Here is a 14,618-nt window from a genome sequence, read left to right as displayed (position 1 = left end):
GCCTTGCGTGTATGTTAAAAATATGCAAAATAACGTACCTGCAGAGAAAAGACATGCGAACACATGACGACCTATATTCATTCTGTTGCCGCTGACCGAAAACTGACCCAGTAGAGGCTGTTCTGCCGACTGAAAACTGACCCAGGTGTTCAACTGCTTCTGCTCACTTTTTGAGCAGGAGAACACAGGGTGATCAGCATGGAAATGTTGGGAAAAATCCGGCGGATGTACTTCCGCGACAAGCTCTCGCTGCATCAGATAGCCAAGCGTACCGGGCTGTCGAGAAACACCATCCGAAAATGGGTCAGAGCGCCCGAAGCCACTCAGCCAGCGTACCAACGGTGCGCAACCTTCAATAAGCTCAGCCCTTTTCACGAGACCCTGGAGCAGGCGCTCAAGGCCGATTCGTTCCGGCCAAGACACAACCGCAGGAGCGCCAAAGCGCTTTTCGAGCAGATCAAGGCCGAGGGTTACGACGGCGGCTACAGCCAGCTCACGGCGTTTGTCCGCTCTTGGCGAGGGGAGCAAGGCAAGTCTTTACGCGCTTTTGTACCGCTGACGTTTGCTCTCGGTGAGGCCTTTCAATTTGACTGGAGCGAAGAAGGTCTGCTGATCGGTGGTCTTTTTCGACGTGTCCAGGTCTCCCACATGAAGCTGTGCGCCAGCCGCGCATTCTGGTTGGTTGCGTACCCCAGCCAAGGCCACGAGATGCTATTTGATGCCCATACGCGCTCGTTTGGAGCGTTGGGTGGCGTGCCACGTCGCGGCATCTACGACAACATGAAAACGGCTGTCGACAAGGTCAACAAAGGTAAAGGCCGCACGGTCAACGCCCGGTTTTCCGTGATGTGCGCGCACTATCTGTTCGATCCGGACTTCTGCAACGTGGCCTCTGGCTGGGAGAAAGGCATCGTCGAAAAGAACGTGCAGGACAGCCGGAGGCGAATCTGGCTCGATGCTCAAAATTGCATGTTCCATACCTTTGAGGAGCTGAATGTCTGGCTCGGCCAACGTTGCCGGTCGCTCTGGAGCGAACTGGTGCATCCGCAGTACAACGGGCTGACGGTGGCCGAGGTCTTGGAGCTGGAGCAGGTCGAAATGATGCCAATGCCGACGGTATTTGATGGCTACGTCGAGCGTACCGTGCGGGTCTCCAGCACCTGTCTGATCAGCGTGGCGCGAAATCGCTATTCAGTGCCATGTGAGAGAGTCGGCCAGTGGGTCAGCAGCCGTTTGTACCCTTCGCGGATCGTGGTCATTGCCGACGAAACGGTGATCGCCAGTCACGAGCGCCTCTTTGATCGAGATCAGGTCAGTTTTGACTGGCAGCACTACATCCCACTCATCGAACGCAAGCCTGGTGCATTGCGCAACGGCGCGCCATTTGCTGATTTGCCAAAACCGTTACGGCTTCTCAAACGAGGACTGAGGCGTCACACCAACGGTGATCGAATCATGATGCAGGTACTGGCTGCTGTGCCAATTGCGGGTCTCGAACCAGTGCTGGTGGCGGTGGAGCTGGTACTTGAATCGGGAAGTCTGAGCGCCGATCACATCCTCAATGTCGTTGCCCGCCTGACCTCCACCACACCACCTCCCTGTGTAGAAACCAGCCTGCAACTCAAGGTCGCGCCTGTTGCCAATACGGCACGCTACGACCGGCTCCGTGCGACCGATGAGGAGAATCGCAATGCGTGACCTAATGACTGAACTCAAAGAACTTCGCCTGCACGGCATGGCCAGTGCTTGGGAAGAACTGGTCTCTCAAGGAACAGCGTCGACGGCTTCATCGAAATGGCTGCTGGAACATCTGCTTCAGCAGGAACATGCGGATCGCGCGGTACGCTCGGTGAATCATCAGATGAACATGGCAAAACTCCCCATGCACCGTGACTTAGCTGGCTTTGACTTCAGCGCTTCCAGCGCTGATGCCCGGCTGGTCAGCGATCTATCCAGCTTAGCGTTCACTGAAACCGCGCAGAATGTCGTGTTCATCGGCGGCCCTGGAACCGGGAAAACACACCTGGCCAGTGCCTTGGCTGTATCCGGAATCACGGCCCACAACAAACGCGTGCGCTTCTTTTCCACGGTGGATCTGGTGAATCTGCTGGAGCGTGAGAAGTACGATGGCAAGGCAGGGCGAATCGCCCAGGGACTGCTACGAACAGACCTGGTGATACTGGATGAGCTGGGGTATTTGCCCTTCAGTCAAAGCGGCGGTGCCCTGTTATTTCACCTGCTGTCCAAACTGTACGAACACACCAGCGTGGTCATCACCACCAACCTGAGCTTCTCGGAATGGTCGAGTGTGTTTGGCGACGCCAAGATGACCACCGCGTTGCTGGATCGGCTGACACACCACTGCCACATCGTCGAAACGGGCAACGAGTCCTACCGACTACAACACAGCACCTTGGCCGCGCAGACAAAGATCAAGTCACGGGAACGAAAGCGCAAGGACGGAGATGATGTCGAGGACGATGAGCCATTTTGATCCGCACCATAAATGCCCTGCCGCTTGCGGTGGGGCTTGATGGTCTTGAATCGGAACACTGCTGCTAAGCTTATCCACAATTGCTGGGGCAAAAATCAGCAATCCGTCCTGGGTCAATTTTCAATCGGCAGGGTGGGTCAGTTTTAAATCAGCGCCAACAGTGTTAGGTCTCAACGAAGCGAGCGCCACTATCGTGGATCGATTCGGAGTTCACGATAAACCCGACGCCATTGATCAACTCATGGGCCACTGAGAAGGAGAACAACGATGACCCAAGTAATTGCCTGTATCGACGGTTCCACCTCGGCTCCAGCTGTGTGCGACTACGCAGCCTGGGCCAGTCTGAGCCTGGAAGCCCCGCTGACCTTCTTGCATGTGCTGGATCAGCGCCAGTACCCAGTTGCGGCCGACTTGAGTGGCAATATCGGCCTTGGCAGCCGCGAGCATCTGCTCGATGAGCTTGCTTCCCTGGATGAACAGCGCGGTAAGTTGGCCCTGGAGCAGGGGCGGATCATGTTAACGGCCGCGAAAGAGCGGGCCATGACGGATGGTGTGACCGCGCCGGAGTCCAAGCAACGTCATGGCGATCTGCTGGAAAACCTGCAAGAGCTGGAAAGCGAAACGCGCCTATTGGTCATCGGTCGCCAAGGCGAGTCTAGCGGCGGTCTGAGTCAGCATGTCGGAAGCCAGCTGGAGAGCGTGATTCGTATCATGCACCGGCCAATCCTGGTCACCCCGGCCAACTTCCAAAAGCCCGAGAGCGCGATGCTGGCCTTCGATGGCAGCGCTACTACCCGCAAGGGTGTGGAGATGCTGGCGGCCAGCCCCCTGCTGAAGGGGCTGCCGATCCACCTGGTGATGGTTGGGCCAGTGAACGACGAATCGTCCGCGCAGCTGGACTGGGCGCAGAAAGTGCTGCTCAACGTCGGATTCACTGTTCGCGCCGAGACCCTGAACGGCGAGATAGAGCCTACCTTGCACGCCTATCAGAAAGAGCACGGCATCGACCTGCTGGTGATGGGGGCCTACGGTCATTCGCGCATCCGTCAGTTTCTGGTCGGCAGCACCACGACCAGCATGCTGCGCACCACCACTGGCCCACTGTTGCTGCTGCGCTAACGGCCATGGACGACGCCCTCGATCTTGCCCATTTCAAGACCCTACTGGAACAGCGGGCTGCCGAGCTGGATCGGTTGCTGGAAGACGCTGAGTCTCGCTCGCAATCGGTGGAGTTGGATCAAAGCAAGGTAGGGCGTCTGTCGAGGATGGACGCACTCCAGCAGCAAGCGATGAACGATGCCATCCGCAGTCGGGCGCAGCATGAACGCGTCCGCCTCCAGCTGGCCCTCAAGCGTTGGCACGAGGGCGAGTATGGCTGGTGTAACCAATGCGGCGAGTTGATCGCCTCGGGCCGCCTGGAATTCGATCCGGCCACGCCGTTGTGCATCACCTGTGCGAGCCGCGCCGAGTCGGATTGAAACCATGACAGCTCGTGACGTCAGTCCCAATTAACGAGGCTTCTAATGTATTTGATGGCTAAAAACTGGTTGGGCCGAACACAGAAAACAAGTGCCTGGATGTGGGCACTGCTGTGCTTTGTATTGCTTACCGTATTCCAAGTCCGCACCCATCACCTTGATGATCGGTTGTACTTCTGGATCAAGACCCACTGGCACACCGACGATTGGCAGGAGCGCTCTGTGTGGCTGCCTGACTATCGGGTTGAGCTCGATGCTAAGCCGGTTCCCGGTGTGGACAACAACCTTTCGGGCCTGACCTTCGACCCTGACCTGAACCTGCTATGGGCGGTTACCAACGGCCCAAACGAACTATTGGCCCTCAGTCGTGACGGTGACGTGGAAAGGCGCTATAGCCTGGACGGTTTCCACGATGTGGAGGCGGTGTCCTATGCCGGCAACGGCCAACTGGTAATCGCCGAGGAGCGCCGGCAGAGCCTTGTTATCGTGGATGTCCCCCTCGCCGAAGGCAGTAAGCTTTCTCCCGGTCGCTCATTGAGCCGAGACCAGTATCCAGCTCTGACCTTGGCACTTGGCAAGGCGGACAACAAAGGCCTTGAAGGGCTCGCCTACGACCTGAAAGGTGATCGCTTGTTTGTGACCAAGGAGCGTGACCCTCGCCAATTGCTGGAAGTGGGCGGCCTTCGTGCCAGCCTGGCAGGAGGTTTTTCCCTGCACGTGCGCGACCTGTCCAACTTGGTAAAGGACAAGGTATTTGCCACTGACTTGTCTTCGGTCGTCTTCGATCAACAGAGTGGCCACCTGATATTGCTCAGCGACGAGTCGAAACTGCTGATTGAAATCACCGATGAGGGCAAGGTGGTGAGTTTCCGCTCCTTGGCGAGGGGGTTTGCTGGTTTGCTGAAAGGCATACCCCAAGCCGAAGGCGTAACCATCGACGATGAAGGGTATTTGTACGTGGTCAGCGAGCCGAACTTGTTCTATCGCTTTACCCGCGAGACAGACTGACCAGTCAACAAGCTACAGTCAGGCGTGGCCGGGACGCTTGAACTGTTAGCGTGCGATTTTTACGAATTCTGCGGGTTCCCCATCAGGGCCTAGTTGGGCCCTGGTTTCAGAGGGAGTGCGGTGACCTTACCGTTGGCAACCGCCTTCAGCTGAATCATCTCGAATATTAGTCGCTGGTTAACCGAAGCCAGCCGAGCTACCTCCGCTAAAAGCTGATCATTCTCTGCACGGAGCACCCTGTTCTTTTCTTTCTCGCTCATCAACGCTTGATGCTTAGAGTCTCGCTGGGCTCGCACCGACTTGCCAACGATGTTGCGAATCCTTTCCGCTATGCTTGGGTAAGTGTTATGGATGAGTCCCGGAGTCACACCTGCGGCACGGGCAACGGATGTGATGGAAAGCTTTCCGTCACCAGCAATGAGATCGTCGACGACCTTGTTGAGCGCGGCGAGTGTCTTCGACCTGGAGCGAATAGGAGAGTCAGGGCCCACCGCCTGTCTAGTCATTTGCCGCCTCCTCCATTTCCTCAACTGGAGAAAGGCCAAGGCTGGTAATTACATCTAGTGCAACCTGCAAGTCGCGTTCTGCGCGCTGCCTAACAGCCGGGCCTGCATCCTCAATTTTTATCAGCTCTCGCTGTTGAATGTAGATGTCCTGCCAAGTGCTGGCGAAGACTTCATCGATCACCGAATTTTTGCACCCTGGACACCGTGTGGCTTCGTATAGACCAGCACCTCCGCAGCCCCGCTCTGTGGCGATGCACCAGCCGTGTCCAGTCGCACGAATGTTGGCATGTGGGGCGGTCTGGGCAAGCAAAGCAGCTCTATCCTTGATTGGAATTGCCCGCAATTCCACAATCTTTTCGCCAGCGCCCCCTGCCAGTGGCTGATCATCGAGCCATGATTCGATCAGGTCAATTTTAAACTCTGTCATCTGCTGGAAGATCTCATCAAAGAGAGTCAGGTCTTGCTGCGGATTGGATGCATAGAGTTGGGTCATACTCATGCTGCTGTGTTTGAACTGCCATTTGAGGTAGATCAATGAAGTGCGGCCCATACGGGATTCTACAAAGCATCTTGCATATGTTCGCCTGCATTGATGCGTCCTCAACGGCCAATCGCTTCCAGCGGCTTTAGCTATACGGTCAAACGCAGCATTGGATGCTTGCCCGCTGAGAGCCTCAACATGATGGCTTTCCTGAACTTTCCCTCCTTGTGTGTTTCGTCCCAAAAATAGTTTATTCGCGGCTTTTCGGGCTTTTTCGAGCCTAAGGAGATGTTCAGTTGAATACGAAAAATCCCGATTGCTTGCAAGCTGTCTAATCTCTTCATCCAGCTCTTTTCTGATGGGTGCTGAATATTTTGCCAAAAGACTTAAAGCTTCAATCGTTAGTTCTGGCACAAGATATTCGACTTGGCCTTTACCTGTCTTGTGCTCGACTGTGGTCACCCAGCAAAAATTAATTCCATTTCTTAACTCTTTGCGCCAAGCGCCAACCTCAATTCCAATTGCCTCGTCATTGCGCATGCCGCTAGTGATTGAAACTATATACAGAACAGCATCTCTGCAACGAATTGCCATCCGTTCATCACTAGGATGATATCCAATACCATTGACTGCCAATTCGGCCTTCATCTCCCGGACAATGCTTTCGCAATAGTTGAAAATCCTAGATTGTTCATCATGAGGAATGATATCTGTTCGCCCGACGTTTTTAGTGGCAGCACCCAACCCTTTTACATTCGCGACCCCACAAATCCGCCACAATGTCGAATTACCCCAAGGATAACTCTGAATGGGAAACATCGTGTCGACAGAAAACACCCAAAGAAAATCAATAACCCGTAATCGCCCATACAGCGGGAGAGGCCTTAACTTCAATTCATATTTGCAATGATGAACGTAATTGCTGACATGGATCGGACGGACATCTGCAAAGCTTGAAACTCCTAGATTGTTTAACCAGCGAACAAAAGGCATCACGCTGACGACGGCGAAAGTAGTAATGCCCCGTGCGATAGGAGGTTTGGATCTAGGCATTCCTCTTTTAAACCAAGCATAAGCAACAGCTTTGCAGTCATCAATAAGCGCCCGAGGCATGCCCATATCCCAGTTGATGAATTTATAAGAATGAGCAATATTGGCCTGATCAAAAAACGGGCGAAGATCCCACTGTGCATCGCCAAACCTGCTAAGAACGAAGGTTTCTCCATCTTCATTAACGATAGCGCTGATCACGATTGCATCCCGCTCTGCGGGACTTAGACCATTCGCTGAAACTGGCTGTGCGATGAGGACATCATATGCCTTTAACACCGCATTCGTGGTTCTTATGCTCAAATTTCGCCGCCCAATTTTTTCTTCATGAACTCGATTTTTTTAGCCCAGAACAAGTGCGGAGATGACTCAGCCTGAGCCCTTGCTTGCGAAACCAATGCAAGATCAAACTTCTGGGTGAAATCATCTATCAATCGAATATAGTCAAACTGACGCTTGCGCCATGCGCCCCACTCGTCCGTGAGAAAGTATTCGACTTCTGCATACAAGAATTGTTGGTAGCTGAACAGCCGGTATAAGTCCTCCAAGGTGCCTACAATTGCATAGCTAGGGCAACCGAGGCAGTGGATGAATTCAGAACAATGATTGACGCCATCCTTTGGTGCCAGACTACCGTAAAGGCTATCTTTGCAGCCGCCTGGTGGGGTTGGTATAACGTTTATGCCACGTAGTTTGTCCGGAAAAGCCTCCCCAACAAATGTCGCCCCGTCGACCTTGATCTCATCGTTGATTTTCAAATAGTGATTATCGGCGACACCAGGGGTATGACCCATAACGGAGGAAACTTCTATAATGTCGCCACCGCTCAGTTTCCACAAACGGCTTTCCATAGTCTTTCGCAGCCGACTAAGCGTGACATTTAGCCGATTGCCTTGATCATCCTGAAGCGCATGACGCTCACAAATGCTTTTTGCCGTGACATATAAAGCACCGGGTGTAAGGGTAACGATGTCGTTCGAGCGGCCAGGCTGGCCCGAGCGATATAACCACACACATGAAGATATTTCATCAGGTGCCAGTGCTACGAGTGGCTTAGAAATCTCCAGCGCCTTATTGAGGACTGCCACCCCATCCAGGGGAATAGCACTGTACTCATCTAGCAGATTAGTCTGACGGATTGTTTTGCTCTGTGCGCCTTTACCTCGACGTTTGACGGTAGTAATCAACCTGAGATTAGGAATAAATGGGTGAGGCTGTAGGGCATCCCTTTTCATCTCCAAGAGCGGCGTAGTATTGATTCCAGACCTTGCCGCAGTAATTAGTAGCAATACAGCCATCGCCTCCGCGCCATTTCCAAGGAATGTACCCTTATGGATGGCAATAAGATCTGACTTCAAAGCGCCAATCAGCCTTTGCATTTCACCCAAGGTGAGCGGATCTGCATCTTTAGTGCTCTGCGAATTATTAGGAAATGGATTGAGGGGCAAAAGATCGTCAAGATTAACTTCAATAAATCCATATTCAGCCAAAACAACAACTAACGACTTGAAGCTAGTATAGTAATTCTTGGCTGTCGAGCCGTTAGGGTATTTTAGCCTCAGCCAAGAGACGTATCGATCCAAGTGGCTTTTGGTAAGACTGTTTGGCGTTGCAGGTGGCGACTTGACCGAACCTCCACTCAAGAAATTTATAAAAAATCTCAGCCCGTTCGTAGAGTAACCAATCAAGGTCGTCACTGAGAAGTTTCCTCCTTGTAGCAAAGCTTTGATAACGTGAAGACTTTGAATTGCCCAAGCGTCGAAGCCCAAGCCTAAATATTTCGTATGATCGAGTTGCCTGTGGTTTCTCGGGTTTCTCGGCAGGTCAATCTTGATATCATCTTCGACAGCCTCGAATCCTTTTGTAACCGACCGCATAACCGCCTTGTAGCTTTTTTGCCGAGCCAATGGTGCTACCTCAAATACGCGAAACCGAATCAGTCATAAACATCATGTCAATTTCGTCCTCGTGAGCAAGGACGGATTGGGCTTCAAGCTGGTTTATGAGATGCAAATAGATCATAGTTGTTTGCACATCTGAATGCCCCAGCCTATCTCGGACATACAACAATGGCTCACCTTCAAACTCTTTGCTTTTTCGAAGAGCAAGCAAGGTATAAGTCCCATAGGTGTGGCGTAGCATGTGGGCCCGAACATAGAAACCGCACTTTCTTTCATAGGACTTCATAACGTCCACTACGGAATCTTTTGAATAATGCCTGCCTTCATTAGTCAGCAGCAGCGCGGTAACACGTCCATCACCATTGGACTTACGAACCTCTCGTTGGTGAAGGGAGTAAGACCACATGCTCTCCATCAACGACCATGGCACGTCGATAGTTCTAGGCCGGTCGTACTTGATATGCATGTCTGAAGGATCAAGAGCAACACTGATCATTTGCCTTGGGCGCAGTCCCTTCTTCAACCTGGGGTTGAACACATATTTGAGAGGAAAAGACCTCGCTTCACAGGAGCGAAGGCCGGTACGCACCATGAGGTGGAACAATATCTGGTGGCTTGGATCGGTATCCAGGGCAAGGCATACCTTGACTTGATCCTTGGTCAGGAATTTGGTCAAGCGCTTTCGGTCGCGAACCATCACCGAAACTTTCGTGCTCTCGGCTCCGGGCAGAGCGATATGACTGAGAAGACCGGAATGTTGGGCAACTCTTACCCTTTTCTCACCGAAGGGCAGCACAGTTATCAGGTTGCGCTGCTTAGCCCATCGGTAGAACCTCACGATCAAGGCCAGACGATTGTTCACCGTGCCGGGATCAAGTGCTAATTCTCCGCTCGACCAATCCCTGTACCTCGACAGAGCACTCAGACCGTGAGCCGGGCTTTCCTCGTCCCAGCCCAATCCATTGGCTTCCAGGAAGGCAAAGTAATCGTACAGACGCCGTCCATAGGCTTCCCAAGTCAAATCGCTTAGGGCCTCACCTGACTCGATAAGCGTGTGCCAAAGGAAGGATTGAGCTGGCTCGACTGGCCATCCCTCTGACCCAATCAGCAACGGAAAGCCTTCAAAGGATCGACCTGCTAATGCTAGGTCTTTTGTTGCGAATACCAGCCTCATGCCGCTGCCCTAAAACACTTCCAATGGATTGCCTTATGAAGCCTGGAAACTGCTGTTCCAGAGGGGTTCAGAAGGTGGCGCGGACTCTACAGGATTTACTAACGATTCCCACCCCTCAGATCGTTATTGCTCAACACCACGATGGGCACGCGGGCCAGGTCGGGTCGAAACACGCGCTCGCAACTGGCGTAGAAGCTGTTGCAGTCGATCAGGGCGAAAACTGGCTGGGGTTTAGACATGGCTGCGCACGCTGCATGTGATGACGCCCCAAATCACCAGCTCGTCGCCCTCAAGCACGTACCTCGGTGGGTACTTTGGGTTCTCCGAAAGGAGAATCACCTCCCTGCCGCGAATGCAAAGGCGTTTGCATACGGGCTCGTTGTTGAGCAATGCCACGACGATGTGGCCGTGCGCAGGCTCCAGAGCGCGGTCCACCACCGCGAGATCACCTTCAAAAATCCCGGCGCCTTGCATGCTCTCCCCGGCGATTGAGACCAGGTAGACATGCGGGGCGCGAATGTTCAGAACCTCATCCAATGAGATGTGCGCTTCGATGTGGTCCGCCGCCGGAGATGGAAACCCGGCGGGCACTCGAAACGAACACAAGGGCAGCTTCAAGCCACCCTCGGCAATAGGGCCCAAAATCGAAAAGCTCATGACGGATCACTTCCAGAAACCTGTACAGATATACAGTTAACGTTGTACAAGTTTTGCGGTCAATTTCTTGTAAGAATATTCGGACAGATGGCTGAGCAGGCCCACGCTGATACAGGTCACGGTCGTGCGCCGCTCACCTGTGCTTCGTAGACGGATCGCCCGCTGGACTACGCTGACGTTAACCAGAGGGCTGAACATCGCGGACGACTCTCCCAGTACACCGGAAGCCATGAGCTCACCCGCGTGCTGAGCATGCCGAATGCCATGGTCAGTACCGTGGGCGATCAGCCCTTGGGACGCTATAACGGCGCACCCTCGAATCAGTTCGCACTCTTCCATCAGGGGGGTGACGTTCTAAACGCCGATATGGTGCGTTGGGGCTCGAAGCTGCATTGGGCGAAGGATAGAACCCCGGTGAATGCTAGGGTCGAGAAAGTTGCGCACGGTCCTTACTACAAGTCGATCTGGCCGCACCGAGCACTGGCTCCAATCAACAGTTGGTTGGAATGGGTGGATGAAGGCGGGCCAAAAAAGCAGCCGTATTTGATCCGCCGAAAGGACCTAGCGCCGATTTTGTGCGCTGCCATCGGTCAGTACCCGACGGGAGCCTGGGAGCCGCTGGAGCATGACGGCTTCGTGATCATCACCGCTGACAGCCAGGGAGGCATCGTGAAAATCCATGATCGCTGCCCTGTGGCGCTGAATGCGGAACTGGCGCAGGAATGGATCGACCCCGCCACACCCACAGAGCGCCCCAAACAAATTGTGCTGCTGCAGGGCGAACCTAGCGAGGTCTTCGAGTGGTTCGGGGTTGACCAGGCCGTGGGGAATGTTCGCAATCAGGGGGCAGCCCTGATCCAATCGGTTTCCTTATTCGATCCACAGAAATAGTGTTATTTACACTTTTCGTGTAACACCTGCCCTGCGAAACTTATTCCTACACATAGGCTACCGCACCCAATAAAATCGGGCACTTCAACAAAATTATAATTTCGTGGAACAACATAGTACGAAATCTTAAGCGAAAAATAGAGCAGGAGATCTACACGTAAAGTGTTGTTAACAGCTTATGAAACTACACTATTGAATCTCCTCTACCACCGGACATCTTTGCCACTAGGGCTAAAGGCGTATATACCCTCACACCACCGCAGCCGCCCTGCTTTAGGAGGGCTTAAGGTGTATGTCGTCGTCTCATTTAATTATTTCTTAAAACATCCGTTGACGACCGAGCCGATAAACATTTAGTTTATTAACAGCCCTACCCAACGTCCACAAACACCGCGCTTATCAGCGTGGCGAGTTTCTTTGCGAGAAGAAGAAATGAACATAGTTATTTTATTGACGGCGACTGTTGTATTGCTTATCAGGATCTCTGAGCTGCTGGAACGATGGGGCATTGGTTGCCCAGGCTTCTTTTTTTGATTTCAAACCGGGGAGCTGACAGTCTGCTCCCCTAGACTTGAGCGGGTCAGCCCGGGCGATCAGGAAATGAGCCGTTGCTGAGGAGCATCTCCCATCAAAACAACCTTCCTAGTGCTTCCGGTTTCCCAGTTCATTATCACCAGTTCACCGCTGAGCTAGGCCTTGCCGGGCTTTTTTTTCCAGCTGCTGACCGTATTGCCAGCCTTGGACCATCCAGGCGATGGCCGCCGAAGCGGCGACTAAAACGCATGGTAGAAGGCCGGCGACCAACACGCGGTATTGCAGCGGAATCAGGTCGACTAGACGCATAACACCGTCGGCAGGCCTCGACTACAGTTCCGTGCCAAGCAGTACTCAAGCAAGCGGTGACGCCCATTTGTCACCGCGCTAGGACAGCAACTCAGCTTGGGCTCAGGGCGCTGCAAACGATCCGCACAGTCGCGTCGAAATTCTCCGGAGTGAGCACATCGATTGGCGCACGCCTCTTAAGTCGCTCATGAGGCTCACAGACCGCCCGATAAAGCCTCCACGCACCGGTATCCGGAAACCTCGCTAACGCAGCAAGTACCAACTTGTGCCGCAGTGGATCAAGCTGCCAATCCGGAATGCGCTGACCACGATTCCCCAGGCTGAGGGACAGCAGACGCCGAGCCTTAATATCACGATTGATCTGATCTCGGGATTTACCAGCCAATTTAGCGAAAACAATTAACGGTAAATTACTAGCGGCCTCATAGATGGCAAGCATCTCGGCGCGTTCGCGCTGGATGTCAGACACGTGAGATTTATGCGGCATTTCAGTCGGGACCGAAAGAGGTACGACAGGCGACTGGTGCGGCACGATAAGAGCTGGTTCGCCGCTAACCGAAGCCTTGGGCACCGAGACGGTTGTCATTGGAAAGATGCCGTTGAACTGAATGGAGTTTGCGCTCGCGCTTTCCAGCGACGGCAGCGAAGCAGCACCCTCCAACCGGATGGTAAGCGGAGAGCTAGCCGCTTTCAGCTGGCCCTGCCCCCAAAGATCAAGACGGTTCGCCCAGTCCTGCATCATGGTCCGGCGCTGCTCCACGTATCCCGCGTGATTGTAGGCCGCGCTCACCTTGTCCGGATCAGCATGAGAAAGCTGAGCATCCACCCAAACCTTTGGATACCCGATCTCGTTCAGCGCCGTCGAGATCGTCGCCCTCATCCCATGACCGGTGAGTTGATCGGCATACCCCATCCGACGCAACGCGCCATTCAGCGTGTTCTCGCTGATGCGCTTGCTCAGGTCGCTTCGATGCGCAAACAAGTAGCGCTGTGCGGGGACAACCTGGTCCAGCAAGTGACGCACGATCTCCAGCGCCTGAACCGACAGCGGCACTATATAAGGCGGTACATTTTGAGTCTGCTTACCTGGCTTCCGCATCGCTAGCTGGAGTTGTTTCACCACTTCCGCCGGTATGACCCACAAGCGCTTCTCCAGATCGAACTGGTCGGGTGTCGCCAACCGCAATTCGCCCGTGCGGACACCGGTCAGCAACAACAACCGAAGGCCAAGCCGAGTTTGGTTGGCGCCACCGTAGTTTCGAAGAGCAGCCATCAATGCCGGAAGCTCGTCCATTCGGAGAAACGGATTGTGCGTCACTGGAGGCTTGGGAAATGCGACCACATCAAGATCTGAAGCTGGGTTGTGTTCCAGCCCCTCGATCTTCACCAACGCATAGCGGAACAACTGGTTGAACCAGGTCCGGCATTTTTCGGCGGTCGTTAACGCCTTGCGCTGCTCAATCCTGCTCAGCAAATCCAGCAGATCGTGACGATTGATATCGTAAATGGACCGCCCGCCCAGCATGGGCAAGACGTCTTTACTGAAGATTCTCAAGATCTGCGAGAGCGTGCTCTGGCGTCCTTCCTTCAGGCTTAGCCTGCGGAACTCCACCCACTGATTAAACACCGCTTCGAAGGTGTGCTCCTTCGCAGCATGAACAGCTAGTCGCTGTTGTTTACGATGCTCGTAGGGGTTGATGCCCTGGGCAACCAAGGCGCGCGCCTCATCACGTCGGACACGGGCTTCTTTAAGGCTGATTTGCGGATAACTACCGAGAGACATGCGTTTCTGCACGCCCGCCCAGTAATAACGGAAGAGCCAGACTTTTCCGCCTCTGGCCGTCACATTGAGAGTGAGACCATCACTGTCACCGAGGGTGTAGTCATTACCGGTGATTCGGGCATGCCGAACTGCCATTTCTGAGAGTGCCATCGCGAGCTCCTGAACAGAGTCAGGGCCAGATGCTCATCTCGCTACACAATCTGCTCCAGCATTAAACCGATTCAGTGCTCGTCAGAATCCTGGACTCAATTCTGGACTTAAACGCACCGGATAGTGCTGGATTTCAGTGGTTCCCGCTGGAACGAAAAAAGGGCCTAAAGGCCCTGATTTCAATCACTTACAGAATTCAGTG

At 53.7% G+C, this 14,618-nt stretch carries 13 protein-coding genes; 6 read left to right on the top strand and 7 right to left on the bottom strand.

What is annotated here, in order from left to right:
* Positions 1–198: 198 nt before the first annotated feature.
* The 5 genes from istA to P2T68_RS12250 all read left to right on the top strand — a co-directional run bounded on the left by istA (position 199) and on the right by P2T68_RS12250 (position 4,980).
* Positions 199–1,698: an IS21 family transposase gene (istA, locus tag P2T68_RS12270; protein ID WP_115129398.1), complete on the top strand. Its 1,500-nt coding sequence runs from the start codon at positions 199–201 to the stop codon at positions 1,696–1,698.
* Positions 1,691–2,494 carry an IS21-like element ISPsy20 family helper ATPase IstB gene (istB, locus tag P2T68_RS12265; protein WP_029241171.1) on the top strand — a complete coding sequence of 268 codons (804 nt, stop codon included), beginning with the start codon at positions 1,691–1,693 and terminating at the stop codon, positions 2,492–2,494. Before istA ends, istB begins: the two co-directional genes overlap by 8 nt.
* 267 nt (positions 2,495–2,761) lie before the next feature.
* The gene (locus P2T68_RS12260; protein WP_028692952.1) at positions 2,762–3,613 is read left to right on the top strand and encodes a universal stress protein; all 852 of its coding nucleotides are present in this window, start codon (positions 2,762–2,764) and stop codon (positions 3,611–3,613) included.
* A 5-nt stretch (positions 3,614–3,618) separates the two neighbouring features.
* Entirely contained in the window at positions 3,619–3,972 is a 354-nt protein-coding gene (locus P2T68_RS12255; RefSeq protein ID WP_028692953.1) for a TraR/DksA C4-type zinc finger protein, read from the top strand.
* Positions 3,973–4,017: 45 nt separating this feature from the next.
* Positions 4,018–4,980: an SdiA-regulated domain-containing protein gene (locus P2T68_RS12250; RefSeq protein ID WP_028692954.1), complete on the top strand. Its 963-nt coding sequence runs from the start codon at positions 4,018–4,020 to the stop codon at positions 4,978–4,980.
* An 89-nt stretch (positions 4,981–5,069) separates the two neighbouring features.
* Here P2T68_RS12250 and P2T68_RS12245 read toward each other — a convergent pair whose 3' ends face one another.
* From P2T68_RS12245 to P2T68_RS12220, 6 genes are all read right to left on the bottom strand, one after another.
* Positions 5,070–5,486 (bottom strand): TetR family transcriptional regulator, encoded by a 417-nt coding sequence (locus P2T68_RS12245; RefSeq protein WP_079384160.1) that lies wholly within the window; start codon positions 5,484–5,486, stop codon positions 5,070–5,072.
* Positions 5,479–7,218 carry a tyrosine-type recombinase/integrase gene (locus P2T68_RS12240; RefSeq protein WP_277378663.1) on the bottom strand — a complete coding sequence of 580 codons (1,740 nt, stop codon included), beginning with the start codon at positions 7,216–7,218 and terminating at the stop codon, positions 5,479–5,481. Before P2T68_RS12240 ends, P2T68_RS12245 begins: the two co-directional genes overlap by 8 nt.
* 98 nt (positions 7,219–7,316) lie before the next feature.
* The gene (locus tag P2T68_RS12235) at positions 7,317–8,924 is read right to left on the bottom strand and encodes a hypothetical protein (RefSeq protein ID WP_032904191.1); all 1,608 of its coding nucleotides are present in this window, start codon (positions 8,922–8,924) and stop codon (positions 7,317–7,319) included.
* A 10-nt stretch (positions 8,925–8,934) separates the two neighbouring features.
* Positions 8,935–10,092: a tyrosine-type recombinase/integrase gene (locus P2T68_RS12230; RefSeq protein WP_028692960.1), complete on the bottom strand. Its 1,158-nt coding sequence runs from the start codon at positions 10,090–10,092 to the stop codon at positions 8,935–8,937.
* A 98-nt stretch (positions 10,093–10,190) separates the two neighbouring features.
* Positions 10,191–10,331 carry a hypothetical protein gene (locus P2T68_RS12225; protein WP_277379391.1) on the bottom strand — a complete coding sequence of 47 codons (141 nt, stop codon included), beginning with the start codon at positions 10,329–10,331 and terminating at the stop codon, positions 10,191–10,193.
* Entirely contained in the window at positions 10,324–10,749 is a 426-nt protein-coding gene (locus P2T68_RS12220) for a S24 family peptidase (protein WP_014338712.1), read from the bottom strand. The genes P2T68_RS12225 and P2T68_RS12220 overlap by 8 nt, the downstream gene beginning before the upstream one ends.
* Positions 10,750–10,911: 162 nt before the next feature.
* Between P2T68_RS12220 and P2T68_RS12215 the strand changes: the two genes are divergently transcribed.
* On the top strand, positions 10,912–11,640 hold the full coding sequence (locus P2T68_RS12215) for an SOS response-associated peptidase family protein (protein WP_102617807.1): 729 nt from the start codon (positions 10,912–10,914) through the stop codon (positions 11,638–11,640).
* Positions 11,641–12,574: 934 nt separating this feature from the next.
* On the opposite strand, the gene P2T68_RS12210 is transcribed toward P2T68_RS12215, so the two are convergent.
* The gene (locus tag P2T68_RS12210; RefSeq protein WP_102617808.1) at positions 12,575–14,416 is read right to left on the bottom strand and encodes an integrase arm-type DNA-binding domain-containing protein; all 1,842 of its coding nucleotides are present in this window, start codon (positions 14,414–14,416) and stop codon (positions 12,575–12,577) included.
* Positions 14,417–14,618: the final 202 nt, after the last annotated feature.

The sequence above is a fragment of the Pseudomonas sp. G11 genome, from assembly GCF_029457515.1.
Taxonomy (GTDB): domain Bacteria; phylum Pseudomonadota; class Gammaproteobacteria; order Pseudomonadales; family Pseudomonadaceae; genus Aquipseudomonas; species Aquipseudomonas gorinensis.
Note: the sequence above shows the minus strand (reverse complement) of the source record. Positions and strands in the feature narration are given on the sequence as shown.

Coding starts and splice junctions, on each gene's coding strand:
- istA (WP_115129398.1), top strand. CDS start 199: ATGGAAATGTTGGGAAAAATCCGGCGGATGTACTTCCGCGACAAGCTC.
- P2T68_RS12210 (WP_102617808.1), bottom strand. CDS start 14,416: ATGGCACTCTCAGAAATGGCAGTTCGGCATGCCCGAATCACCGGTAAT.
- P2T68_RS12230 (WP_028692960.1), bottom strand. CDS start 10,092: ATGAGGCTGGTATTCGCAACAAAAGACCTAGCATTAGCAGGTCGATCC.
- P2T68_RS12255 (WP_028692953.1), top strand. CDS start 3,619: ATGGACGACGCCCTCGATCTTGCCCATTTCAAGACCCTACTGGAACAG.
- P2T68_RS12260 (WP_028692952.1), top strand. CDS start 2,762: ATGACCCAAGTAATTGCCTGTATCGACGGTTCCACCTCGGCTCCAGCT.
- P2T68_RS12250 (WP_028692954.1), top strand. CDS start 4,018: ATGTATTTGATGGCTAAAAACTGGTTGGGCCGAACACAGAAAACAAGT.
- istB (WP_029241171.1), top strand. CDS start 1,691: ATGCGTGACCTAATGACTGAACTCAAAGAACTTCGCCTGCACGGCATG.
- P2T68_RS12245 (WP_079384160.1), bottom strand. CDS start 5,486: ATGACTAGACAGGCGGTGGGCCCTGACTCTCCTATTCGCTCCAGGTCG.
- P2T68_RS12220 (WP_014338712.1), bottom strand. CDS start 10,749: ATGAGCTTTTCGATTTTGGGCCCTATTGCCGAGGGTGGCTTGAAGCTG.
- P2T68_RS12225 (WP_277379391.1), bottom strand. CDS start 10,331: ATGTCTAAACCCCAGCCAGTTTTCGCCCTGATCGACTGCAACAGCTTC.